The 24,824-nt window shown below is 61.8% G+C and carries 17 protein-coding genes and 2 pseudogenes; 6 read left to right on the forward strand and 13 right to left on the reverse strand.

Translation table 11 applies throughout. The features are described 5' to 3' along the window. Positions 1–108: 108 nt before the first annotated feature. The 3 genes from GQY20_RS29350 to GQY20_RS29360 all read left to right on the forward strand — a co-directional run bounded on the left by GQY20_RS29350 (position 109) and on the right by GQY20_RS29360 (position 8,173). The gene (locus GQY20_RS29350; protein WP_157220726.1) at positions 109–1,764 is read left to right on the forward strand and encodes a glycoside hydrolase family 43 protein; all 1,656 of its coding nucleotides are present in this window, start codon (positions 109–111) and stop codon (positions 1,762–1,764) included. A gap of 271 nt (positions 1,765–2,035) precedes the next feature. Beyond that, on the forward strand, positions 2,036–5,137 hold the full coding sequence (locus GQY20_RS29355) for a TonB-dependent receptor (protein ID WP_157220727.1): 3,102 nt from the start codon (positions 2,036–2,038) through the stop codon (positions 5,135–5,137). Positions 5,138–5,248: 111 nt separating this feature from the next. Further along, the gene (locus GQY20_RS29360) at positions 5,249–8,173 is read left to right on the forward strand and encodes a glycosyl hydrolase 115 family protein (protein WP_232476321.1); all 2,925 of its coding nucleotides are present in this window, start codon (positions 5,249–5,251) and stop codon (positions 8,171–8,173) included. A gap of 132 nt (positions 8,174–8,305) precedes the next feature. Here GQY20_RS29360 and GQY20_RS29365 read toward each other — a convergent pair. From GQY20_RS29365 to GQY20_RS29385, 5 genes and pseudogenes are all read right to left on the reverse strand, one after another. Then, positions 8,306–8,673: pseudogene (locus GQY20_RS29365) on the reverse strand (IS481 family transposase); the annotation flags it as partial. Positions 8,674–9,141: 468 nt separating this feature from the next. Continuing rightward, on the reverse strand, positions 9,142–10,182 hold the full coding sequence (locus GQY20_RS29370; protein ID WP_157220728.1) for an IS110 family RNA-guided transposase: 1,041 nt from the start codon (positions 10,180–10,182) through the stop codon (positions 9,142–9,144). A gap of 112 nt (positions 10,183–10,294) precedes the next feature. Continuing rightward, positions 10,295–10,909, reverse strand: coding sequence for a transposase (locus tag GQY20_RS29375; RefSeq protein WP_198351278.1), 615 nt, complete (start codon positions 10,907–10,909; stop codon positions 10,295–10,297). Positions 10,910–11,072: 163 nt separating this feature from the next. After that, a complete protein-coding gene (locus GQY20_RS29380; protein WP_157220729.1) occupies positions 11,073–11,636 on the reverse strand; it encodes a FecR family protein in 564 nt (187 codons plus the stop codon). Between the two features lie 76 nt (positions 11,637–11,712). Next, positions 11,713–12,312, reverse strand: coding sequence for a TetR/AcrR family transcriptional regulator (locus tag GQY20_RS29385; RefSeq protein WP_198351279.1), 600 nt, complete (start codon positions 12,310–12,312; stop codon positions 11,713–11,715). A 321-nt stretch (positions 12,313–12,633) separates the two neighbouring features. On the opposite strand from GQY20_RS29385, the gene GQY20_RS29390 reads away from it, so the two are divergent. Then, entirely contained in the window at positions 12,634–13,887 is a 1,254-nt protein-coding gene (locus GQY20_RS29390) for a cytochrome P450 (RefSeq protein WP_157220731.1), read from the forward strand. Positions 13,888–14,049: 162 nt separating this feature from the next. Beyond that, positions 14,050–14,369: pseudogene (locus GQY20_RS29395) on the forward strand (2Fe-2S iron-sulfur cluster-binding protein). Between the two features lie 122 nt (positions 14,370–14,491). On the opposite strand, the gene GQY20_RS29400 reads toward GQY20_RS29395, so the two are convergent. The 5 genes from GQY20_RS29400 to GQY20_RS29420 all read right to left on the reverse strand — a co-directional run bounded on the left by GQY20_RS29400 (position 14,492) and on the right by GQY20_RS29420 (position 19,918). Continuing rightward, complete coding sequence (locus tag GQY20_RS29400) at positions 14,492–15,376, reverse strand: carbon-nitrogen hydrolase family protein (protein WP_157220732.1); 885 nt, start codon at positions 15,374–15,376, stop codon at positions 14,492–14,494. Between the two features lie 125 nt (positions 15,377–15,501). After that, positions 15,502–17,103: a class I adenylate-forming enzyme family protein gene (locus GQY20_RS29405; RefSeq protein ID WP_157220733.1), complete on the reverse strand. Its 1,602-nt coding sequence runs from the start codon at positions 17,101–17,103 to the stop codon at positions 15,502–15,504. A gap of 31 nt (positions 17,104–17,134) precedes the next feature. After that, positions 17,135–18,067, reverse strand: a complete 933-nt coding sequence (locus tag GQY20_RS29410; RefSeq protein WP_157220734.1) for an NAD-dependent epimerase/dehydratase family protein — start codon at positions 18,065–18,067, stop codon at positions 17,135–17,137. After that, complete coding sequence (locus GQY20_RS29415; protein ID WP_332836118.1) at positions 18,064–19,086, reverse strand: beta/alpha barrel domain-containing protein; 1,023 nt, start codon at positions 19,084–19,086, stop codon at positions 18,064–18,066. Before GQY20_RS29415 ends, GQY20_RS29410 begins: the two co-directional genes overlap by 4 nt. Next, positions 19,061–19,918 carry an LLM class F420-dependent oxidoreductase gene (locus GQY20_RS29420; protein ID WP_157220736.1) on the reverse strand — a complete coding sequence of 286 codons (858 nt, stop codon included), beginning with the start codon at positions 19,916–19,918 and terminating at the stop codon, positions 19,061–19,063. The genes GQY20_RS29415 and GQY20_RS29420 overlap by 26 nt, the downstream gene beginning before the upstream one ends. 113 nt (positions 19,919–20,031) lie before the next feature. On the opposite strand from GQY20_RS29420, the gene GQY20_RS29425 reads away from it, so the two are divergent. Next, positions 20,032–21,258, forward strand: coding sequence for an acetyl-CoA hydrolase/transferase C-terminal domain-containing protein (locus tag GQY20_RS29425; RefSeq protein ID WP_157220737.1), 1,227 nt, complete (start codon positions 20,032–20,034; stop codon positions 21,256–21,258). Between the two features lie 304 nt (positions 21,259–21,562). On the opposite strand, the gene GQY20_RS29430 is transcribed toward GQY20_RS29425, so the two are convergent. From GQY20_RS29430 to GQY20_RS29440, 3 genes are all read right to left on the reverse strand, one after another. Then, positions 21,563–22,339: an SDR family NAD(P)-dependent oxidoreductase gene (locus GQY20_RS29430; RefSeq protein ID WP_157220738.1), complete on the reverse strand. Its 777-nt coding sequence runs from the start codon at positions 22,337–22,339 to the stop codon at positions 21,563–21,565. A gap of 81 nt (positions 22,340–22,420) precedes the next feature. Further along, a complete protein-coding gene (locus GQY20_RS29435) occupies positions 22,421–22,954 on the reverse strand; it encodes a nuclear transport factor 2 family protein (protein ID WP_157220739.1) in 534 nt (177 codons plus the stop codon). A 73-nt stretch (positions 22,955–23,027) separates the two neighbouring features. Then, on the reverse strand, positions 23,028–24,809 hold the full coding sequence (locus GQY20_RS29440; protein ID WP_157220740.1) for a CocE/NonD family hydrolase: 1,782 nt from the start codon (positions 24,807–24,809) through the stop codon (positions 23,028–23,030). Positions 24,810–24,824: the final 15 nt, after the last annotated feature.

The raw sequence follows: 24,824 nt of genomic DNA on the forward strand, positions 1-24,824 counted from the left end.
AGGGGAAAGGAGAAGGAGCGTGAATCGATCTCCGGCTTTGCGGATGCGCAGCATGCGAGCGCCGCGCCAGGTAGCTGTTACCGGCTGCCCAATTCCCCGCCCGCGTTAATGAACGCGGGCGCCCTTCTGATTGGGCTGTCGGGTTTGGCCCTGCTCGCCGTTCCGTCCGTCGGCGTAGCCGGCAATGCCCGCTACGAAGATTTCCGGTATGACGGGCGGTCCATGGAGACCGTGCAGCTCAAGGCGGGCCAGTTCCGGAATCCGATCCTGTCTGGCTATTATCCCGACCCGTCGATCACGCGGGTCGGTGACGACTTCTATCTGGTGAATTCGTCCTTCTCGCATTTTCCGGGGCTGCCGGTTTTCCATTCCCGGGATCTGGTGAGCTGGGTTCAGATCGGAAATGCAATCGACCGGCCCAGTCAACTGAATCTTGGGGGTCGCGCCGTATCGGATGGCGCTTTTGCTCCTGATATCTCCTGGCACAATGGCCTGTTCTATATCGTCAACACTTGCGTGAGGTGCGGCGAGAATTTCGTCATAACCGCCAGCAATCCGGCCGGTCCCTGGTCCGACCCCATCTGGCTCCCGTTCGAGGGAATCGATCCGTCCATCTACTGGGAAGGCGACCGCGCCTTCATCGTCAACAATCGTGCCCCGGCCGAACCGCCGCGCTATGATGGACATCGTGCGATCTGGATCCAGGAATTCGACTGGCGCGCCGGAAAGATGGTCGGGGAGAGCACCCAGATCGTCAACGGTGGGGTCGACATCCGCCGGAAGCCCATCTGGATCGAGGGGCCGCACATCTTCAAGAAGGACGGCTACTATTACCTCATCGCGGCGGAAGGCGGCACGAGCGACAACCATTCCGAGGTGGTGTTTCGATCGGCAAGCCTTCGCGGTCCTTACCTGCCTTATGCCGGAAATCCCATCCTGACGCAGCGGGACCTGGATCCGGCAAGACCGGATCCGGTCGCTGCGGCGGGGCATGCGAAGTTCGTGCAGTTGCCCAACGGGGACTGGTGGGCGACTTTCCTTGCCACACGCCCTTATCGCGCCGGACTGTTCAATGTCGGCCGCGAAACCTTTCTGCTTCCGGTAAGCTGGCGTGACGGTTGGCCGCAGATCCTGCCGCAGAGGACCGCAATTCCCTTCGCCGCCGCTCGCCCAGCACTGCCCGTCCAATCGCCGCCGCCGCTACCGACGAGCGGCGACTTCAGCTATATCGACAACTTCGAAGAGGGACGGCTCGGGCCACAGTGGATAGGCATTCGCACGCCCCTGACGCCATTTTATCGGCTCGACGGGGGAGCGCTGGTACTGAGCCATGGCGCCGCTCTCGGCGACCGGACCGGCGTCCCTGCTTTCATCGGTCGGCGGCAGCAGCACCACATCGCGACGATTTCCACGACCATGCGGTTCACGCCCGACCGGGACGGAGAACGCGCGGGCCTTGCCGCAGTTCAAAGCGACGACTCCTTTCTGTTCTTCGGCATTGTCCGAATTGACGGCAAGGCAATGATCGCGCTCTGTGCCCGGGACAAGGCGCAAGCGGACAGGCTGGTCGCCGCCGCGCCGGTGCGCGTCGGCAAGCCTGTGACCCTGACCATCAGAGTAAGTGGCGGCAGGATGGGCTTCGATTATGCGGTCGGTAAGGAGCGGCATAATCTGCTTCAAAACTTCGATGCGTCGTTTCTGAGTACGACGCGCGCCGGAGGTTTTGTCGGAACTGTGATCGGTCCCTACGCGGCTATGTCGTAACTGTTGGCTCGGCATTTTTATTGACAAGCCGACAAACAACTGAAAATGGTATCGCTACCAAAGATTGCGGGCTCAGCGCAACAGTGTGAACGGGAGGATTTCAACAATGACAGCAACAGGTTTTACTAGGTCGGCTCCGCGACGCCCGGGCCGCAACAGCCGCATCTGTAATCTCCCCGTCCATGCACGGGCCCAATCCGTCCGGTGACCAGCGTTGCGGGATCAACCGTCCTTCGTCGCCGCATTGTTGAAAAATTCGAGAGGAACCGAAATGCTCTACCGTCCATTTTCATCCCGCAAGGCCCGGACTCTTCTGCTCGGCGCTACGATGCTGACCGCGATGCCGCCCGTGGCGGCGAGCGCGCAGGAGGTTCGGCCCTCCTCCTCCACCGCTACGCCGCAGAGCGACGAAACCCCCGCGGAAGACATCGTCGTGACGGGCTACCGGTCGAGTCTCGCCCAGGCGACCAATGCCAAACGCCTATCGAACGGCTTCTCCGACTCGATCTTCGCCGAGGACATCGGCAAGTTTCCCGACACCAATATCGCCGAATCCTTCAATCGCATCCCCGGCATCACCATCTCTCGCGACGTCACCGGTGAAGGCACCAACGTGGCGATCCGTGGCCTGGGATCGAACTTCACCAATGTCACGCTGAATGGCGCCACGATCGCGGTCGCCTCGTCAGGTGTCACCGACGCGCAGGGCACTGACCGCTCGGTAGATCTGAGCTTCTTCCCGACCGATCTGTTCACCAAGCTGACGGTGAACAAGAGCTACACCGCCGATCTGCTGGAGGGAGGCGCCGCCGGCAACATCGACCTGCGTTCAGCGCGGCCATTCGACCGTCCGACGTCGTTCCTCGCCTATAACATTCAAGGTACCAAGCAGACGCCGGAAGATCGGATCGGCGCACGCGGATCGCTGATCGGCAGTTGGCGCAACGACACCTTCGGCATCCTCGCCGGTGTATCGGCCCAGCGGCTTTACACGAGAACGCGCGGGTATGAGACGATCGGCTATACGAATCCCGCCCTCACTGCCGCCCAGTGCGGTGCCGCCACCGGATGCAACACGACTGGCGGTGGCAACTGGACGATCCCTGCCACGGTGCCGGTGGGTGCTGGCGCCGGGCTTGTTGCCGGCACGACGATTGATCGCGACTTCCTGCTCGCCCACAATCCCGGCGCGACAATCGAGCAAATCGACAATGCCCTGTTGCCGCGCCTTGGCCGCACCGCCGACATCCGCGGTCCACGTGACCGGATCAACGCAATCGTCAGCGCCGAATGGCGTCCTTCCGACGAGCTGCATTTTTACGTGGACGGCCTGTACGGCTACAAGAAGAACAATCTGATCCGTGAGGATATGGCCTGGATCGTGCGCAACGGCGGCATCATTCCGCTCAACCTTACGTTCGACAAGTCGGATTGTAGCGCCGGCTGCACGGTGACTGGCGGCACGTTCGCCAATGCGCAGTTCTTTGATGAATTCCGTCCCTATATCGAAACCACCAAGCTGTTCAGCATCAATCCGGGCGGCGAGTGGGAGATATCCGATCGCCTGAAGGTAACGCTGCAGGGCAATTACGCGCGTTCGACCTTTCATCGCGAAAACCCGACAGTGGGCATGACCACGCCGCTCGGCGTCGATAACACCGTGACCTATTCCAATACCGGCGGAATCCCGGAGATCACGAGCGGGCTCGACCTCAACGATCCCAAGAATTTCGGATGGTATACGGGCAGCCGCGTCAGCGTGAACGACGAGCGCCGGTTGAACGTCAACAAGGGCTTGCGCGGCGATCTCACATGGGGCGACAAGGCGCTCAACCTGCGCGTCGGCGGCGCCTACGACAATGTATCGCGGCGAATCCGCGGCTATGACAATACGCAGGCGTGGCAGAACGCGGTCTGCGGCAACAATCCCAGCGTTTTCGTCCCGTTGCCCAATTCGCAGCCACCGTGCGCGGGATTGAATGCCCCGGGCGCTGCGCCGGCGGGCTATCCCACCTATCCTGGCCTCGGTACCGGATACAGCGCCGGCACTTCGGGGCCGCTGACCTATGGCGGGTCGCTGGTGCCCAACAGCGCGGCACCGACCTATCTGATGCCCGGTCCGGCCGGTTTCGTGACGGTCAACTTTCCGGCCTTCGCCTCCGCCACCAATTATGACAGCTTCCACGACAGCGCGCCGGAAAGCGGCGGTTCGACGACCGGTGCGAGCGGCGGCCTGATCCGCGAGGTCGTCAAATCGGCGTTTGTCACGGTCAACGGCGAGCAGGAACTCGGCGGCAACATGTTGCGCTTCAATGCCGGCGTTCGCTACGTCAACACCATCCAGACCATTGCCGGACGCGTCTCGCTTCCCGATCCGCGCAACACGGATGCCTCAGGCGCGACCCTCCCGGATGGCAGCCGCTATCCCAATGTCGTAACCATAGTGTCAACGAAGAATAAATATACCAAATGGCTGCCGGCAGTGACGCTGGCCTATGATGTCGGCGACCATGCAGTCGTCCGCGCCGCGGCGTCACGCACCATGACCCGACCGGACCCGGCGGCACAGCTGCCCGGCGTCAATTTCAGCGCGCCGTCGGCCGATCAGGCGTCCATCGGCAATCCCTCGCTGGCGCCGTATATGTCCACCAACCTCGATATGGGCTTCGAATATTATACCGGCCGGGAAGGCGTGATCAGCTTCAACGCGTTTCGCAAGTCGATCAAAGGGTTCACGACCACCGCCATCACGACGGTCCCGTTTTCCAGCCTGGCGCAATATGGGATCACCTACGACACCATCAATCCTACGCAGCGGATCGCCATCGACTCGCGCGGCGGCCCAACGGCGGCGCAGGTGCAAGTGACGTCGCAGGTCAACGTGCCCAACAAGCTGACGATCAACGGTCTCGAATTCCAGTGGGTGCAACCGCTCGATTTCGTTACCAGGTTGATCGGCGTTACCGGCTTCGGCTTCAATGCCAATGCGACGATCGTCGACCAGCGCAGCGATGGCCCTGCGACGGCTTTCGGCGTGGCACCGTTCACCTATAATATCACGGGTTATTACGAAAAGAACGGCGTCATGCTGCGTGTCTCGACCACGTATCGGCAGGGATCACAGAGCAGTAATGTGGCCCAGAACGGCATCCCGGCAGCAGCGCTGTTTACGGATGACTATACAACCTACGATTTTTCCTCGTCGTTCGACCTGGACAAGATCTTCGGAATTCGCGGAGCGCCGCAGCTGACCTTCAACGTCGCGAACTTCACAAACTCGACGTTGCGGTCGTACTTCCAGTTCAAGAATGCGACTTTTACCTCGTACAAGCCCGGTCGCCAGTTCCTGATCGGCCTGCGCGGTTCATTCTAGAGTGTAAGGAAGGGGGCGTCGCACGACGCCCCCCCTTCGTGTAATGGCTTGCTGCATGGGCCAGCCGCCGGAAGGACCTGCCGGTCCTCCGGTTTTCAAGGGAGACCGACGGTGTTCACGAGGCGCAGTATCCTGGGCGGCGCAATGGCCGCCGGTCTACTCGCCTCGTCGTTGGCGGCGGCGGTTCGGTTCGATCGACGCAAGCCCGGATTCGATGTCGCCCTTGCCACGGGGGAGGTTACACCGATTTTCGTCGATCCTGCGGATCTAGCCGGCGTTCGTCGCGCCGTCAGCGATCTGGCGGCCGATATCGGACGTGTCACAGGCAGGAATGCCGAGATCCTATCCAACGACGGTGACCTGCCTCCCCGCGTCATCATCGTCGGGTCGCTGGGACACAGTCCGATCATCGATCGGCTGGTTGCGGCCGGCAAGCTGGACATCGGCGACATCCGCGGCAAATGGGAATCCTTCGTCGTACAGACCGTGGCCAGCCCCTTGCCGGGGGTCAGGGAAGCGCTCGTCATCGCGGGAAGCGATAAGCGCGGTGCGATCTACGGCGTCTATGACTTGTCCCGTACGATCGGCGTTTCGCCCTGGTACTGGTGGGCTGACGTGCCCGTCACCAGGCAGGATCATGTCCGCGTCAGCTACGGCCGCTATGTTCAGGGCGCGCCCGCGGTCAAATATCGCGGCATATTCCTGAATGACGAGGCACCCTGCCTGTCGGGATGGACGACTGAAAAATTCGGCGGCATGAACTCGACATTCTACGCGAAATTGTTCGAGCTGATGCTGCGGCTCCGGGCCAATTATCTCTGGCCGGCCATGTGGAACAACAGCTTTGCCGAGGATGATCCGGCGAACCCTGGCCTGGCCGAGGAATATGGCATTGTGATGGGCACATCCCATCATGAACCGATGATGCGCGCGCACAAGGACTGGACCGACCGCCGACCTCATTTGGGCAACGGCCAATGGAATTACGCCACCAATCGCGAGCCGATACGGCAATTCTTCCGCGAGGGCATAGAGCGTAACCGGGACAATGAGGTCATCGTCACCATCGGCATGCGGGGCGACGGCGATGTCGCGCTGGAAAGTACAGGCGGCCTGAAATCCGACATCGCCTTGCTCGAAACCATCATATCCGACCAGCGCGACATCATCGCCCAGACCATGGGACGCCCGGCCGACAGGGTGCCCCAGGTGTGGGTGCTCTTCACCGAGGTCTACAAATATTACGATGCCGGACTGAAGGTGCCGGACGACGTAACGCTGTTGTTCGCCGACGACAATGTCGGGAATCTGCGCCGGCTGCCGTTGCCGTCCGAGCGTGGCCGGCCTGGCGGCTTCGGCATCTATTTTCACATGGATATGCATGGCGGCCCGTTTTCCTACCAGTGGCTCAATTCCAATCCTCTGCCCAAAATCTGGGAACAGATGAACCTCGCGCACCAATATGGTGCGAACGAGATCTGGATCGCCAATGTCGGTGATCTCAAACCGCTTGAACTGCCGGTCGAATTCTTCATCGCGATGGCGTGGGACCCGTCCAGGGTAGACAAGGACAAGATCGCCGGATGGACGCGCTACTGGGCAGAATGTCAGTTCGGCCCCGACCATGCCGAGGAAATCGCCTTTCTCCTCTCGCGCTATGCCAAATATAATGCTTGGCGCAAGCCGGAGCAGCTGCGCCCCGAGACGTACAGTCTGGAACATCACCAGGAAGCGGAACGAGTATGCGACGCCTGGAACCAACTGGTCGAGCGGGCGGACGCGGTGAATGCGGCGCTGGCCCCAGACCAGCGCGACGCCTTCTACCAACTCGTACTCCATCCGGTGCGCGCCAGCGCAAACCTGACCAACATGTATGTCGCGGCTGCCCGTAATGCCCGTTTCGCCGAGCAGGCACGCGCCAGCACTCGCGCCGAAGCGGCGGAGGTGCGGCGGCGCTTCCTCTACGATCATGCTTTGAGCGATTATTATAATCGCCAGATGGCCGGGGGGAAATGGAACCACATGATGGACCAGACCCACATCGGTTATTTCGACTGGTATCCACCGGAAGCCGACATCATGCCGCCAGTCACCGATCTGGACCTGAAGGCGGATCATGGCTTTGGCGTGGCGATAGACGGCAGTGAACGGTCATGGCCAGGCTTTTATCTTCCGCCCAAGCTCCGCATACTCGACAGCATATCGAAGACGCCGACCTACATCGAAACATTCCCGCGCGGGACCGATCCGATCGCTGTTCAGGTTACCGCCGACCGGCCCTGGGTTCTGATTCGCGAAGGAAAGGCGTTCAGCAGTTCGCCCCTCGACCGCCGCTTCTGGATCGATGTCGACTGGGCCAAGGCGCCGGCGGGGCAGAGCGTCGCGCTCGTCACCATTTGCGACGACAGGGGCAGTCAGACGGTCGAAGCCCGCCTCACGGCCATCAAGGCCACGCCATCCCAGGCAAAAGACGCGCAAGGCGCGTTCGGGGGACTGACGGGGGCATTTTCAATTCCGGCCAACGCATTCCGCCGATCCATAGCGGTCGACGGAGTCCGCTGGGAAGCCATCGAGGATTACGGTCGGGTGAAGGCTGCCATGTCCATATTTCCGGTCGATGCCCACTCGTTTCAGGATCCCGCCGCAGCGCCTCGATTGGAGTATGACATCTTTCTCGGGGAAGCTGGCAAATACCACGTCCTGCTGGTGACAAGCCCGACGCTGGAAGTCATCCCTGGCAGGACGTTATCAGTGGCGGTTATTCTGGACAATCAGACGCCCGTCGTACACGGCGTCTTCACACCGGAAGACCGCGTCGCCGAGGATTTTCTCGGCGACAGGCATTTGCCCAATACCGCAAACAACGCCCGAACGATGCGCTTTGTCGTAAGTTCGGATCGGCCCGGCCGGCATGTTCTGACGGTAGCGATGATCGATCCCACCGTGGTCATACAAAAAATAATCATATCGAAGGACGAACCCGACGACTCCTATTTCGGCCCGCCTTCACCCAGTATGCCTTTTGAAATAACTTAAGTCCATGGATCGAGCGACCTGAGCATATGCTAAGCGGACTTTCCAAGAACGTCCCCCTTGCAGCTAAGGTCAGGACCTATTGGATTGCTTGCGGTGGTGAGGGTCGGTTGATTCAGCCGCCTTCATAGCGAAATCGGCGACGTCGATGTGGAAGTAGTCGATCTCGTATTTCTTGAATTGTTTGGGCTTTTTGCAATCTGTCTTCGGCAGGCGCGAGATGCCATGTCGTTGCAGACAGCGGTGCAGGCTTGAGCGCGTCCGGTGCGGAAGACGTCCTTGAGCGCGATGTAAACATCGTCGAGCGGCAACCTGGCCTGGACGCGCAAGGCGACGATCGCGGCCTCTTCCATCGGCGAAAGCACCGTGCTGCGCCACTTCAGGACCGTCTTCTCGTTGATCCCGTAGCGCTTGGCGAGGATCGCAACCGAAGCCTGCGATCGCTGTAGCTCTGCTCGTATGGCGTGCGTGGTCTTGGCGCTGCCGTGGAGAACCTGGCCCATAAGTCCCTCCGCTTTGAGGTTGTCAATTTAACGCCATCACATGCTGGGACTAAACACCTAGTCATCCTGTATCGGGTCTCACAGAGGCGAACGTTGCATTGACTCGACGCGGGCTTGCCGGCCCATCTGACTACCTTCGCAGATCATTCGTCCCTGCGTTCCCTCTCCGGACACCGCCCTCGGATCATATGTGGACGGCCCCCTCTTGCAAGGGGTTGAGAGGTGATTTGATCGGCCCGGTTGCGTTCATATGTGCGGCCTGTTGTTGCAGCCGCGCATGGCTGCCGGCCAAGATGGCATCCGCGACGCGAGCTCCAAACAGCATCGCGACCAATGACGGCCACTGAAACGAGCGGACTGTCTCACGTGTTGGATCGGTCGATCGCACCATCTTCTCATCATCTTGCAAGTTGCGGCCTCATCGCAACACGGTTGCTCGATAGCTGCTCCCCGTGCTGGCTGAGCTTGTCATGCGGCCTGGGCGAGCGGGGTCGCTTCGGCCGATTTGTAGCGTTCGCCTGTGGCCATGAGCTTCCAGGCGATGCGGGCGTTCTTGTTGGCGAGCGCTATGGCGGCGAGCTTGGGCGGCTTGCGCGCGACGAGCGCCTTGAGCCAGGGCGATGCGGATTTGCATCGCCCGCTTCTGACATGCTGGATGATCGCCATCGCACCGGTGACCAGCGCGGCGCGTAGCGTCTCGTCACCGGCCTTGGTGATCACGCCGAGCCTGGTCTTGCCGCCGGTCGAATGATCCTTCGGCGTCAGCCCGATCCACGCGCTGAAATCGCGGCCCGAGTCGAACAGCTCGGGCGCCGGCGTCTTCAGCCTGAACAGCGTGGCGGCGACGGGACCCACTCCGGGGATTTCGGCCAGCTGGCGGCTGCACTCGTCGGCGCGGTGCATTTCCTTGTGCCGGGCGTCGATCGTGGCGATCTCCTGCTCGAGCCGGGCCAGTTCCTCACCCTGGAGGGCGAACAACTCCCTGGCCAGCGCCGGCAAGGTCTCGTCGGCGGCGATCCGGGCGAGCAGCGGCTGGACGTGCGCCAGTCCCTTGGCCGCGGTCAGCCCGAACTCGGCGGCATGACCCCGGATCGCATTGGCAAGCTGGGTGCGGCTCGCGATCAGCCGGTCGCGCACCCCCATCAGCATCAATCCCGCCTGCTGCTCGACACTCTTTGCCGGCACGAACCGCATCGTCGGCCGGCTCATCGCCTCGCACGCCGCCTCGGCATCGGCGGCGTCATTCTTCCCCCGCTTTACATAGCGCTTCACATATTGCGGCGGCATAAGCCGGACCTCATGGCCCATTGCACCCAGCACCCGCGCCCAATGATGCGAACCCGCGCACGCTTCGATCCCAATCTCGGTCGGCGGCAAGCCCTCGAAAAACGTCACCATCTGCTGGCGCCGAAGTCGCTTGCGCAACACCGGCTCTTCCGCCGCGTTCACCCCATGCACCTCGAACACATGCTTTGACGTGTCCATACCTATGCGCTTAATCTCTTCCACGGACGGCCTCCTTCCATGCGTCTCTCACGACCATGTTGGCACATTGCGATGCCGCCGGGGGCCGTCCACCCCAACAGCTTTGGCGCTTTACCGCTGGCAAACAGGTTCTATCCTATCTCACGCTTGGAAAAAAAGTGCCATCACGCAGCATAGCATGCATGATGACCGCGAGGCGGCGGGCAAGAGCGACGCGGGCCTTCTTAGGGCCTCGGCGTTTGGCGATCTTCATGGCCCATGTCTTCAGGGCGAAGGTTTCCCGGCTGCGGGTGAGGATCGAGTTAGCCGCTTCGTAGAACAGCGGGCGCACGATCCCGTCGCCGTGCTCGGTGACCCGACCTGTCCAGTCGAGCTCGCCCGACCGATGGCCTCGGGGCACAAAGCCGAAGTAGGCTCCGGCATTGCGTGATTGTCGGAAGCGTCCAGCTTCATCGACTGCAGCGGCGAAGGCAGCAGATGTTTGCACGCCGACGCCCGGGATGGTCATCAGGATTTCGCAGGCCTGTGACCGGCTGGCCATGATCCGCAGACGGCGGTCCATGGCCTTGATCTGCTCGACCAGCTCAGCATGCACAAACAGCAAAGACGCGATCGTGTCGCCAAGGCCCGGGATGTACCCGGCCTGCATAATCCGCTCTAGAAATGCCGTTCCCTGGCCCGCATCTGGACGATAGCCAAACGTGGCGCAGAGACCGCGGATCATGTTGTCGAGCGGGACACGCGCTTTCACCAGTGGCCGCGTGCGGTGATCACGCTGCGCACGCCATGCGCAGCCGGAGATTTGACGTGCACCTCCTTGTAGAAGCCGGTGCGCGCCTATTGCGTCAGCCCGGCGGCATCGTGCGGGTCGGTCTTGTTCGCTTTCATCGCTTTCAGCCTCTGGCCGCAATTATCTACCGGCAAAACCGGGTTGCTGGCCTTATTGGGAATTTTTCCGCGTTAAAACAACGGCGTTCGGAGGAGCCGAGAGCCGCGATCGCCCGCACGAAGCCGAGCGGATCATGGACGCGATACGTCCCGGTCGGCCGCAGTGCAGCGACGCCGGGCTCGGTGACAGCGATCTGCAGTCGATTGTAGCGATTGATCGAGCGCACGGCCTCGCCCAGGGTGGTCTTTCCATCAAGGACGACGAGACTCGCAGCCCAGCGAGGGTCGGACGGCACGATCGGCCAGGCGCTGGCGGCAGCGCCCAGCGCGACGCTGTGGCCCGCCTCCAGCAAGGCCGGCGCGCCGGCCCGATCCCGCGCGGGTAGCGCGACGCGTCCGGCGAGCGCCGTCACGCGCGGCGCCCCATCGAACAGGCTGATCTCGAAGATGGCCTGCCGGGCGGCGATCTCACCCGTCGGAACGGTGACAATGAACGGCGATGCGGATCCAAGACCTATATGGTAGTTGACGTGCGAACCGTCCGCCCAGCGCCTCCTTACCGCCTCCGGTTCTCCATTAGGATCGGTCACCGCGACTCGCGTGACGCCCGGCAAGTCTCTAAGACGACAGATTACGGTCCGGGGGCCCCCGCTATATTTCCCAAAATCATATATGACCTTCACCAGACGAAAATGCAGCAGCCATCATCTCCATGAGATCATCGAAAAAAACCTGACGATCAAGGTCTCTCTGTCGGTTCCGTGCGGAGAATTGAATAATCCCCCCGTAGAACATCGCACCAACGGTTTCCGACCTGGAATCAAAGACTTCCATTTTCAGGAAGGACAATCTTCTTCGTAGAAGAGTCATCACCTCCGTCAATGACGGAAAAGGAATATCCGGTTCATCGACGGGATGCAGCACAGTACCAACCGGCCTGACATGGACCAAATAGGACAAGACCAGCTTAATATAGCTTATATCATCTCTCCTTATGAAAACTTCCATATATGGTTCAAATAATATCCTAATGAGCGTCTCAACATCATCAATTCTTCCATAATGGTATGCTTCGTCCAAAAGCTTTTTTCGAAGCGGTTCAAGCTGACCTTCACGATACCATAATATCGCGCGAATAAGGCCATTACGGTCTCCAAAATGATATTGGACGGAAACGATGTTGCGCTGACCAGCAGCTTGACAGACCGCCCGCAGGGAAACCGCCCCAATTCCGTATTCACCGAACAGGCGCTCGGCTGCCAGCATCAACTCCAGCCTCGTTGCCTCCGAAACTCTACCGCTTTCCAAGCCTCGCACTCCAGACATTGCCCGAGCCACCACCGTAACGCGAGCCGCCAAAGCCACCACCCTTGACAGTAGCAAGAATCATGTCATCATCTTTTTAATTCGATCGAATTAAAAAGATGGATGCGGAAAGGGATGTCTTGCGCGGAGCCAACGTCGCTTCATAAAGCGAGGAATCTAGCCATACGATCCCTCATTAAACCACCCTTCGGCGTGCGCCTATCTCGACCTTGAAAAATTCGAGCGCGCCGCCCCGTCAAGTCTGGCTGGAAGGAAAGCAGCATGAATTCTTCACCCGTCGTCGCAAAGCCGGCCCACGTTCCGGAAGATCGCGTCGTCGATTTCGACATGTTCGCGCCACCAGGCGGCAAGCAGGACATCCATGGAGCCTGGATGACGCTGCACAGGCCGGGCATCCCCGAGGTGGTCTGGACTCCCCGCAATGGCGGCCACTGGATCGCGACGCGCGCCAAGCAGATCAACGAGGTTTTCTCCGACCACAAGCGTTTTTCCAGCCGCGTCTTCCTGCTGCCAAAAGAAAATGGCGAGCAATTCAATGTTATCCCAGGCTCACTCAATCCGCCGGATCACGGCGCCTTCCGAGCCCTGCTGACCCCCATACTCTCGCCGAAGGCGGTCACCGCCCTGGAAGGAATGATCCGCGACCTAGCGGTCGATCTCATCGAGGGCATGCGGTTGCGGGGCTCGTGCACGTTCAACCATGACTATGCCGAGATACTGCCGCTCAAGGTATTCATGCTGCTCGTGAACCTGCCCTTCGACGACGCGATCGGCCTCAAAAGGGTCGCGGAGCAGCTCGTGCGGCCATCCAGCCAAATGGCGTTCGGGGAGGCCATGCAGCACCTGATCGCCTATCTGACGCCCCATATCGACGCGCGGATGGGAACGGATGCCGACGATCTGCTCAGCCGGATCGTCAACGGCGCCATCAAGGACCGCCGGATGACCCGCGACGAGGCGATCAACATGAGCATCTCGGTGCTGGCGGCGGGCCTGGATACGGTCGCTAACTTCGCGTCCTTCGCCCTGCTCTTCCTGGCGCGCAATCCCGATCGCCGCCGAGAGCTCATCGACAATCCCGGCCTGATCGGCAACGCGGTCGACGAGTTGCTACGCCGTTTCCCGGTCGCGATGGCGGCCCGGGAAGCGCGGGCCGACCTGGAGTTCTGGGGCGCGCAGATCAAGGAGGGTGAAATGGTCCTTGCGGTCGGCCCGCTCGCGGGGCTCGACGACCGTTGGAACGAAAACCCGCTCGAGGTCGATTTCAACCGGGGGAACATCAAGCACGCGGCATTCGGCTTCGGAGTCCATCATTGCGCCGGTGCCCACCTCGCGCGCCTGGAGCTACGGATCACGCTCGAGGAATGGCTGACGCGCATCCCCGAGTTCGAAGTCGCGCCGGGGACCGAGATCACATATAGCGCAGGGCATGTCTGTGTCGTCGACCAGCTTCCCCTCGTCTGGGATCCGTCCAGCACGGTGACGGTGGATGTATCGACAATAGCCGCCGAGTGAGGTGGCGGATGGATCATGTTCCGATCCGTCCCGTCATTCCGGACTGGTGCACGACATTTCCGGGCAATTCGGGCGATGTCTACGGAATATTGTCGCCACCATCCATCGGTCGCAGCCGCCATCGGCGAGCCGGCGCGCGAGATGCAAAGAGTGGAGCATGAACTGGCCGGACTGAACGTCATCACGCGTACGGGTGAGACGCTGCGCGTCGAAGGGCCGCGACGGCCTGTCCGTCATGCATCTGATCCACGATGCCGGTATCGACGAGTTGCTGGCAACTGTGCGGGGGCTGCTGCTCCTGCGCGACCTGCCATGTCTTCGTGGACGACGGGATCGAGGATCGCCTTCCGCCAATCGGCGATGACGGGAGCGATCTCCTCGACGGCTCACATCATCGCCACGAGCGCTCGCGTCTGTCCTGCCAGCTCCCCTGGTCGGCAACGCTGGATGGACTGACCGTTGAGATCGCGCCCGAAGACTGACATGAGTAGGGAACGAGTGGTAATCCACCGTGTGACCCGCTTGAAGCGAAGCGGATCGCACTCCCCTTTCCGCCTTTCGTCCTTTTCCCAAGTTGTCGGGCAATGCTGCCGGCTTGGATCCTCTAGCCGTCAATCGCGGCCGGAATCTCGCCGCTGGAGGCTCGATAAGTATCGGGCCGACGATCGCGGATCAGGCGCGCGCCCTGAAAAGTCTGTACATCCTCTATTCCGCCATGGATATCGACATCGGCCACGGCCATGCCCTTGTCGACCGTCCCCGTGGTGGCGACCACCCTGCCCCAGGGATCGACGATCTGGCTGAGGCCGACGAATTGTGCCCCACCGAGTTCGCCGCCAAAATTGGAGGAGATGAACCAGCGACCATTCTCGGCGGCGCGGATACGATCGAACATCCTGTACAGATCGACCATGATATTGGTCTCGGGATCCTTCTCATTGACCATCATCGGCCATGCAGTCGGCATCACGAGAATGTCGGCGCCGCGCAACGTCAACTCTCGCGTCGATTCCGGCCACATCTTGTCATAGCAGATCAGCATGCCGATCCGCCCGATCCGGGTTTCGAAGACAGGCCAGTCATCGCCCTTGCGCCAGGTCAGTTGTTCGGTGATGCCGACATGAACCTTGCGATATTTCCCGACAAAACCCTCCGGTCCCGTCAGAACGGCCGTATTATAGATCACGCCGGGCGAATTTCCAGTCTCGTGGAGCCCGAAGACCACATAGATGCCCAGCTTGCGCGCATGCTCGACGATCTGGCGCACATGCGGGCCGCCCGGAACGGGCTCGGCGCTTCTGAAGGCATTTCTTATCCTTTCAGGATATACTTTATCCACGTCCGGCGGATAGCCCTGCAGGCTCGTTTCTGGGAAAACCACCAATTCCGCGCCCTTGCCGGCAGCTTCGTCCATGCAGGAGAGATGACGTCGCGTGCTGATCTCGACATCGTAGCTGCCCTCGAATGCTACCGTTGCAATGATCGTCATTGTCAGCGTCCTCCCTCTCTTCTAACCATGCGCGCTGCACGGACCTCTCGTTCATGAACGCATCGTTCCCGGTAAGGACCCAAACCGGATAAACAGGCGAAAATGCGTTCCCTCGGACACTTGGCTTAGGCAGAGCGACGCACCTTATAGCCTATCGCAACGCGGTCGAACGACGCCTGCGTGCCGATTTCTTTCAGCTTGTGCCGCTCCACCTCATTCTTGGTAGCCGAAACCGGCAATGCCTCGACGAACTCGACGAAGCGCGGCACCTTGAAATAAGCGATCTTGCCCTCGCAATGCTTGATGATGTCGAGCGGCTCGAGCTCCGCACCGCCGACGAGCTTGACGAAAGCCTGGATTTCCTCATCGCCTGAGCGCGCATCATGTGCACCGACCACTGCGGCGCGCTCGACCGCGGGATGGGTCATGATGATCTCCTCAATCTCGACGGCCGCGATATTCTCGCCCTTCACCCGGATGGAGTGAGCCATCCGCCCCACGAAGTGCAGATAACCCTGCTCGTCCAGATAGCCGAGATCACCCGTGTGGAACCACAGGTCGCGACACGCCTCGGCGAATTTGTCCGGCCGGTTGTAATAACCCATCATGAAAGTCGACGGATATATGTTGCGGATCAGGATTTCGCCGGTGACGCCAGCTGCGACCATGCTGCCATGGGGATCGCCGATCGCGACATCGACCCAACCATGTCCCTTGCCTACGGAATGGTACGGCCGGTCCCACAGGCGCTGATTGACCGAGCCCAGCGGGCCGGTCTCGGTCTGGCCGTAGATCTCCAGCGTGTCCACATGGAACTTCTCGCGGAAGGCCAGCAGCTTTTCGTGCGGCAGTCCGGTCGTGGCGGTAGCGACGATCTTCAAGGTGCTGGCCGCGGCATCTTCCGGCTTGGCCTGCGCCATCAAGGCCATCATGATCGGTCCCACCATGACCGTGAAATTGGCACCCTGGCGGGTGATGGCATCCAGCATCGCGTCGGTCGAGTACCAACGCATGATGATGGTCGTCATGCCCCAGTAGATCGGCGCCAGCACGTCCACCGCGGATCCGATCGTATGATAGAGCTGCCCCACGCTGACATGGGTGTCCTCGGCCTTGGGCTGGAACAGCTCATGGTAGCGGTAGAGACCTGGGAGATACCAGGCGTTCGAGACGAGAACGCCCTTGGGCAGGCCGGTACTGCCGCCGGTGAAGATGATGCCGGCGGGGTCGGACCAGTGAATGTCGACCTCGGGCTCGACATCCTCCCCATCGAGCAGGCGGGTGAAATCGGCAAAGGGCGCGGGGTCGGCAGCGCCGCGCACGATCTCGTGCAGCTTGAAGCCCAGCTCCTCGCGGATAGACCGGTAATTGACCGCCAGCAGATCGTCCATGATGATCGCCGCCGGACGGCATTCCCGCAACGTGTGGGCGAGATCGACGGGCATCAACGCCACATTGACGGGCGCCCAGATCGCACCGAGCTTGGCGCAGCCGAACCACGCCAGAATATGATCGATGCTGTTCTGCATATAGGTGACGACCACGTCGCCCTTGCCGATGCCCAGCGCCTTCAGGCTGTTGGCGATGCGGTTCGCAGTCCCGTTCACCTCCACATAGGTGATGGCCTGATCCTCGAACCGGATTGCCACCTTCTCGCCAAGCGCAGCCTGGCGTGCGATGATCCCCTTTACCGTCGTCACGTCGAGGTCATAATCTTTCAGGCGCATGCATTACCTCTCAACAGGACATGCGCGGGACTCAGGCCGGCCGGCGCCCGCGCTTTTCGGTTTCATACTCGACGATCGATCGAACACCATCGGCAAGTGACCGATGAACGAGGCCGAATTCGTCGGCCGCCCGCTTGCAGCTGACGGCATTGGGAAGCGGCATCTGGGTGTCGCTGCCGAAAGCGATGTCGGCATCGGGACACAGCTGGAGCACCGCATTGGCGATATCCGCAAAGGACACGTCCGGCCCGCCGAGGTCATAGACGGTGTGCCGCGGCGCCTCGGCCTCGAAGAGATCGGCCAGGAACCGGGCGGTGTCGCCCACATGGGCGACGCAGATCCGCGCATCGGGAACATAGGCCACCTGAGCCCGATCCTTGCGCGCCGCCTGAACCGGAATGATGTTGACGCCCCGGCTGGCGATGTCCGCCCCCGGGCCATAGACCGCCGGCAGGCGCACGCACACGATGCGGTTGGCACCGAGACGGCCATTGACCTCGCCCGCGAAATATTCGCACAACAGCTTGGTCGCACCGTAGACCATGAATGGCCGCGCCCGGCTCGTTTCGTCCAGCAGAGCGCCATCGGCGGGTTGCACGCCGTGGACGGCCGTCGAGCTGGGGAACAGAATCCGCTTGATAGGCAGCGCATAGGCGAGGTTGAAAATGTCGAGCGCGCCACGCCCCATCACCTCCCACTCACCGCTGAGACTGCGGGCGCCCGGCGAGTCGCGGAAGAAGGGTCCATAGTAGATCCCGTCCACCCCCCGCGGGCCGATGGCCTGAAGGATCGTCTCCTGCTTGCTGCAATCGCCGGTGATCCAGGTGATGCGATCGGCGAGCGGCGTCAACCGGCCCATATCGCCGCGCACCTCCAGACCGATCACCTCATGCCCACGCGCCAGCAATTCTCGGACCAGCTCGACGCCGACAAAACCCCGCGCGCCGACGACCAGGATTCTCATGCTGCGGCCTCGATGATCGGGTTGACGAGGCGATGCGGCCGTTTCCAGTCGATAGAGCGGCTGCAGCCGCTGAGCCGCGACCCGAGCGGACGCCCGCTGATTGCCGCATATTCCTTGCTGACCTTGACGATCTTATCGGGATCGACCCCGGTTTCGATCCCCATGCCGTGCAGCATCTCGACCAGATCCTCCGTAGCGACGTTGCCGAAGGCATCGGGGACGAACGGATAGTCGCCGCCGAGGCCACCGAAAGACGCGTCTAGGCAGAAATGTTGAAACGGCGAATTGAGCGCGGCCAGAATATTCGCCAAACCTGCACCACGCGAATCGTGGACGTGAAAAGTGATGCGCTGATCGATCGGCAAGATCTTCGCCAGATCGGTAAACATCGCGAGCACCTGCACCGGGTCGGCCTGCCCGCTGGAATCGGAGATGATCAACTCCTTGACGCCCTGCATGTTCCAGATGCGCTGCGCGTTGCGCAGCACCAGCTCGGGATCCACCCAGCCTTCGACCGGCGAGCCGAAGCTCTCGCTGACGAACACCGACACCTTGAGTCCTCCCTCGGCAGCGGCCGCCGCCGTGCGTTCGATCTGGGCGAGCAGCGCCTCCATGTCCGGGGTTATGCCGTTGGCCGCCATGCTCGAGGCGATCGGCGAGAACACCAGGAACACGGTGTCGAGCAGGCCGGCCTCGCGCATCTTTATCGCGCGCCGGGCGCCCCCCTCGCTGAAAACCACGCCCGAGATGTCGATGCCGTCGCGCAGCGAGCCGAGCCCGCCCAGCAGCGCCTCGGCATCGGCCATGTGCGGCATCTTCTGGGCGTTGACGAAGGAAACTGCATTGATTTCCTTGACACCGGCCTCGACGAGACCGCGGAACAGCCCGATCTTCTGATCGGTGGGCACGACCATGGTGTGCGACTGCAGTCCCTCGCGCATGCCGACATCGCGAATATCTACGCGGGTGTTGCCGAGCTTGGCGGCGATCTGGTCAAGCATGTTCATTGTCTGCCTCATATCTGCGCATGGCTTCGGCGAGCGACGTCATCATCGCCCGCACTTCTGGAAATTCGCCTGTCGGAATCTCGACGATCACGCGCTCGGCCCCGATCCTCGCATAGTCGGCGAAATAGCGCGCATGGCCCATCATGATCGTGACGGGCAGCCGGCCGCGGCCGGCCTCTTCCGAACGGACGTGCAACTCGGCGATCTTTTCGCCCAGCGCGTCGAGATCCTTCTGATGACCAGGCAGCCAGCCGTCGCCGAAGCCGATTACCCGGTCGATCACCGTCGGCCCGCCGCCGCCGATCAGCACCGGCGGATAGGGCTTCTGCACCGGCTTCGGCCAGGAATAGATCGGATCGAAATCGACGAATTCGCCATGAAACTCGGCCTCGTCCTTGGTCCAGATCTCCTTGATGGCGCGAATCCGTTCCCCCATGAGCCGCGTGCGCGTCTTGGGATTGGTGCCGTGATTGGCCATTTCCTCCAGGTTCCAGCCGGCTCCCACCCCCAGGAGCAAGCGCCCCCTGGAAAGAAGGTCGAGCGAAGCGGTCGTCTTGGCGAGCAATATGGGATCACGGCAGACGATCAGGCAAATCGCCGTGCCCAGCTTGATCCTATCCGTGACCGCGGCTGCGGCCGAAAGCGTGACGAACGGATCAAGCATCCTGAAATGTCCGCGCGGCATTTCCCAAGGCGGCATCGGATAGGGCGACTCGCGCAACACCGGGATGTGGGTGTGCTCGGCACAGAAGAAGGATTCGAAGCCCAGTTGCTCGGCCAGACGGGCAACGTCCAACGCGTCCGCGCCTTCGTCGCTGTTGTGGCAATAGATCCCGACTTTCATGCCTCTCCCTTCATTATCGTCACAGAGATTAAACCCCGCCGGCTGCAAGTCAACGCATTTGTTGACGATATTGTCTTCTCCGCATAGCTATCCGCTCGAAGAAGGAGAAAGGCATGGCCACGGAAGCAATCGACGAAGCCTTGTCGCGCATATTGCGGCCGGGCCAGACCATCGTGATCGGCCAGGCGCTGGGGACGCCGATGCAGCTCGTCGCGGCTCTGCCTCGCCATCTCGATCGCCTGCAGGGCAGCCGCATCCTGCTGGGCTGGGTGTTGTCGGATTTTCCCGATCTGCCCGGTGTCGCTATTGACTCATTCTTTCCCTCGGGGCCGTTCGGCAGCGAGGCCGGACTCGCGCAGCGCAATGCTCGCTACCTGCGATCCACGCTGCACGACCTGGCCAAGGCGCTCGCCTCCGGAAGCCGTCCGGTGGATGTCGCAATGGCGCAGGCGACACCGCCGCGCGACGGCGCCTATTCGCTGGGCGTCACGCTAGACTTCGTTCATCCCGCCGCGGCCCGTGCCAGACATGTCGTGCTGGAGATCAATCCAAACACCCCATGGACCGGCCCCCGTTCGACCATCGAGGCAGCCGAGCACGTGATCGCCGTGGCCGGCGACGGACCGGCGCTGTCAGGCGGCGTCCTGCGCGCGGGTCAGGAGGCGTTGGCCGCCAATCTGCTTCCCTGGATCCCCGATGGGGCGACGCTGGAATTCGGCATCGGCCAATGGTTTCCGCCGCTGGTCGCCCAGCTCGCGGCCGCGAGACGGAATCTCAGGCTCCATACTGGCCAGATTGGCCAATGGGTCCGCCAGCTGATCGACGCCGACGCCTTGAACCCGGACATGCCGATCATCGGAACCGGCGCGGCGGGCGATGCAGAATTCTACCGGTTCCTCGATCGGCATCCGGGAATAGAATTGTGGCCAGCGACGATGACTCACGACCCCGAGCACCTGCGCCGGCTGCCGCTGTTCCGTGCGGTCAATTCGGTCTTCGAGGTCGATCTGCTGGGCCAGGCCAATAGCGAGCTGGCCCCGAACGGGGCGTTGGGCGGAATCGCCGGCCTGCCGGATTTCGCACGCGGCGCCTGCGCCAATCCGGAAGGATTGTCCGTCGTCGTACTGGCATCGACCGCGCGCGGCCAATCCCGGATCGTACCCAAGGTCGGCATCCCGGTACCGTCATTGGCCAGCGGCGAAATTGACGTCATCGTGACGGAACAGGGCAGCGCCGACCTGCGGGGCCTGTCGCCCGCGGATCGGGCTGCGGCGATCATCGCCATTGCCGACGAGACTCATCGCCCCGCCCTCACAGAAGCCGCATTCGCCATTCTGTGAAGCGGGCATGGCCGAATCGCGCTCGTCGATCTGGCCATGCCGGGCCTTGCTCGCCGGCGCGCGAAACGGGCCGGGCGTATCGACCCGGCCGAAACCGCTCAGGATATCGGGGGATTAATCTGGCCCTTCATGCCAACTGCGTCACCCCAACGGAAGCCGGACTCGTTCTCCACTGTCATCCAATCGACTGTCGAGAGTCATGCCAGCTCTCGCTGGCATGACGGTCCGGATTTACGCGCGATGCTTCTAAGCCTGGCAGGCGCATCGTTTCCGCGGACACCGGTCCCACTTTTCCGCACGATGCTCAACGGCCCGGGTTGAGGCCGCCATTCACGCCGAGGATCTGCGCGGTGATGAACTTGGATGCGTCGGAGATGAAAAAGGCCACGACGGGCGCCATCTCCGTCGCGGAATCGCCCATGCGCCCGCCCAGCGGAACCGTGGTCCGCAGATGGCTGGCGAAGGCGGCGCGCTGCTCATCGTTCATGCTCGCGACAAACTCATCATACATCGGCGTGGCCATGAGCGGGTTGAGCACATTGGCGCGGATGCCATATTGCCCCCAGGCCGAGGCGAGCAGCCGCGTGTAGCTCATCACTGCCCCCTTGGTCGCGGCGTAAGCCGACGTGGTGGGCGGGACGGTCGACAACGCGTTATCCGAGCCGAAGTTGACGATGGAGCCGCCATTCCGCTTCAGATGCGGGAAGGCCGACTGGCACATATGCGCCACGCCCTTGACGTTGATCGCCAGCAGCCGGTCCCAACCCGCTTCGTCATTGTCCTCCGGATCGATCGTCTGGGTGATTCCGGCGATGTTGACGATCCCGTCGAGGCCGCCGAGCTCGGCGACCGCCGCATCGACATTTGTCCGCACGTCGGCTTCATCGGCGACATTGACCTTGCGAAAACCGACCTTGCCGGGGCCTTCGGCACTTGCTTCGGCCGCGACCCTGCTCGCATCCTGCACGTCGAAAATGACGACATGGGCGCCTTCCCTTGCGAAATGGCGAACGGTACACTCGCCAATCCCTCTGCCGCCGCCAGTGATGATGACCTTCTTGCCCGCAATGCTTATCGGCATCTCTCTCTCCCTTCGCGACGATCCGCAGGATGCACGGTGCCACGTCTCAATTGTCCTAGGATCGGGTGCGCGCGCGTCCCCTCACGAGACGGGATCCGCCAATGAGCCGAGCAGCGCATATAAGGCATCCGTCGTTCCTTGCTGCCCGGGCCGGAACGAGACGCCCTCGGGCAGAAGCGGCAGATCCATGAACTTGCACCAGTCTTCCACCACCACCCGGGTCTTGAGCTTCCATTCGCCGTCGCGGCGCTCGAGCCGGTCGGCGTAGCGGCCCGCCCGCATACGCAGTTGTTTGCTGCCATCGACCTCGACGGTCGAAGCCGAAAGATAATAAGCCTCGCTCGCGGCCACATCGCCGTGGAATTCCACCAGATGATTTCCGATCATGTGGAAGGTGAGGATGCAACCACCCGCGGCCTTGGAGATGGCATCGGCGATCGCATCCCGCCCCTCGAGCAGGAGCGCGCCGAATTCGCATGTGCCATCGGGATGGAAGACGGAGGCGATCATATCGCGATCGACGCGGTCGACACCGCGGCAATAGCGCGCCAGCAGATCATGGACACGTTGCTTGTCCACAAGATAGCGCAGTTCGTCGGTACTTGGCTCGGACATGGCAGCCTCCCTTTGGCTTGCGATGAATCGGACAGAGGCACGCGTCCCGCACGCCTCTGCCCCGGCAACGGCGTCAGTCGGATATCACCGGCAACACTATGTGCGAGGCGAACCGCGCATCATGGAAAATCGTCTGGCGCGCGCGCGCCAGGTCTTCGGCGGCGTCTGTGCCGAAATCATGTCCGGTGTTCGGATTGCGGTCATAGCGCGGAAAGTCGCTCGAGGTGACGTCCACCCGAATACGGTGTCCCGCCTGGAACAGATGCGCCGTGGACCACATGTCGATCTCATATTCGACGATCGCGCCCGGCTCGACCATGGTCGGCTGATCCAGCGCCTCGCGGAAACGCGCCCGGATCACACCATCCGCCACGTTGAACGCCGAGCCGTCCGGACGAACGTCGACCAGCTTGACCATGAAGTCAGTGTCGGGCGCGGAGGTGGCGGCGAACAGCCGCATCAGAATCGGCCCCACCACCTCGATAGGCTTTTCGAGCGTGTCGCTCGTATAGACGAGCACGTCCTGCCGTACTTCCACGATCGCCTGATCGCATGAGCCCGCATCTCCGCCGAATGACAGCAGAGTGGTGCCGCCGCATGTGGGCACCGGGTCGGCCGGATCGTAGATATAGCTGTCCGGCGGCTGGACGCCCGGCCTGTCGAACGACAGCCGGCCATCGCCGTCGCGCGAGTTGGCCCGGCCGCCGCTGCCAAGATACAGCGGCGTATAGCGTGTGCGGGCGATCGGCCATTCCTGTTCATGGCGCCAGCGGTTGGCGCCCATGACGAATATCTTCACCGGCGCCTCATCCATGAGGCCAGTATCGATTCCTTTCATCCAATGATCATACCAGCGCAGCTCCAATTCATCGATGTCGAGCTCGGCTTCCGGCCCGAAATCGACCTGGCCAGCGATGCGCGAACCGAAGATATGTGTCCAGGGGCCGATCAGCATCTTCTGATTGCGCGCCACCTCTTCGGGCGCCTCGGCGCGGATGCGGTTGAACATCTCCGTAGTGTCGACCAGGAACGGATCGAACCAAGAGCCCACATGCAGCATCGGGATGGTGACGTCGCGGGCACGGGGCCTCGCATCCATACCGTGCCAGTAGGCCCCATCCTTCCAATTGTCGATCAGGTCTCGGACATAGGGCGCATCCTCGGCCAGCCGGTCGATCCAGTCGCGCAGCGGCAGATGCAGGAATTCTGGCATCTTGAGCTTGCCGAAGCGGATCGCCGGATTTTCGAGGAATTGATTGAGATAGTGCAGCCGCCGCTCGCCCTCTGCGCCGCCCATGCGGATGGCAATGTCCCGAGCGAGGCCGATGATATAGGATAGCTGCCAGCCGAGCTCGAAGACGCCGCGCCGATAGACGCAATTCTCGAAATAAGAGATGGGTGCCGACATCGGCGCACCGGCCACCAGATGCGGCGGCTTCTCGATGGCGGCGAGATATTGGACCAGACCCATATAGGATTTGCCGACGATCGCGACCTTGCCGTTCGACCAGGATTGGCTCGCGGCCCACTCGACCGTATCGAATCCATCCTCGGCATCCCAAACATAAGGATAGAAGTCGCCGCCGGATTGCCACCGGCCGCGGGTATCCTGCACTACGACCACATAGCCGTGCTTGGGGAAATAGCGGCTGTGGATCAGGTGGCGGCTCATCGTCTTACCGTCGGCATAGACCTGCATGCCCTTGTCATAGGGCGTCCGGATAATCATCACCGGAAACGTGCCCTCGGCGTCGGGACGATAGACATCGGAATACAGCGTCACCCCGTCACGCGTCCGCATCGGCACGTCATGCTCGACGATGATCCGCCATTCACCGCTGTCCTTGGTCGTCATCCAGTCTCTCCTGCC

This window comes from Flavisphingomonas formosensis, from assembly GCF_009755815.1.
GTDB lineage: Bacteria > Pseudomonadota > Alphaproteobacteria > Sphingomonadales > Sphingomonadaceae > Flavisphingomonas > Flavisphingomonas formosensis.

Excerpts from the sequence above, each read along its gene's own strand:
- GQY20_RS29350 (WP_157220726.1), top strand. The coding sequence starts at position 109 with ATGAACGCGGGCGCCCTTCTGATTGGGCTGTCGGGTTTGGCCCTGCTC.
- GQY20_RS29355 (WP_157220727.1), top strand. The coding sequence starts at position 2,036 with ATGCTCTACCGTCCATTTTCATCCCGCAAGGCCCGGACTCTTCTGCTC.
- GQY20_RS29385 (WP_198351279.1), bottom strand. The coding sequence starts at position 12,312 with ATGCTGGCAGCCGAGCGCCTGTTCGGTGAATACGGAATTGGGGCGGTT.
- GQY20_RS29390 (WP_157220731.1), top strand. The coding sequence starts at position 12,634 with ATGAATTCTTCACCCGTCGTCGCAAAGCCGGCCCACGTTCCGGAAGAT.
- GQY20_RS29400 (WP_157220732.1), bottom strand. The coding sequence starts at position 15,376 with ATGACGATCATTGCAACGGTAGCATTCGAGGGCAGCTACGATGTCGAG.
- GQY20_RS29405 (WP_157220733.1), bottom strand. The coding sequence starts at position 17,103 with ATGCGCCTGAAAGATTATGACCTCGACGTGACGACGGTAAAGGGGATC.
- GQY20_RS29410 (WP_157220734.1), bottom strand. The coding sequence starts at position 18,067 with ATGAGAATCCTGGTCGTCGGCGCGCGGGGTTTTGTCGGCGTCGAGCTG.
- GQY20_RS29415 (WP_332836118.1), bottom strand. The coding sequence starts at position 19,086 with ATGAGGCAGACAATGAACATGCTTGACCAGATCGCCGCCAAGCTCGGC.
- GQY20_RS29420 (WP_157220736.1), bottom strand. The coding sequence starts at position 19,918 with ATGAAAGTCGGGATCTATTGCCACAACAGCGACGAAGGCGCGGACGCG.
- GQY20_RS29425 (WP_157220737.1), top strand. The coding sequence starts at position 20,032 with ATGGCCACGGAAGCAATCGACGAAGCCTTGTCGCGCATATTGCGGCCG.
- GQY20_RS29430 (WP_157220738.1), bottom strand. The coding sequence starts at position 22,339 with ATGCCGATAAGCATTGCGGGCAAGAAGGTCATCATCACTGGCGGCGGC.
- GQY20_RS29435 (WP_157220739.1), bottom strand. The coding sequence starts at position 22,954 with ATGTCCGAGCCAAGTACCGACGAACTGCGCTATCTTGTGGACAAGCAA.
- GQY20_RS29440 (WP_157220740.1), bottom strand. The coding sequence starts at position 24,809 with ATGACGACCAAGGACAGCGGTGAATGGCGGATCATCGTCGAGCATGAC.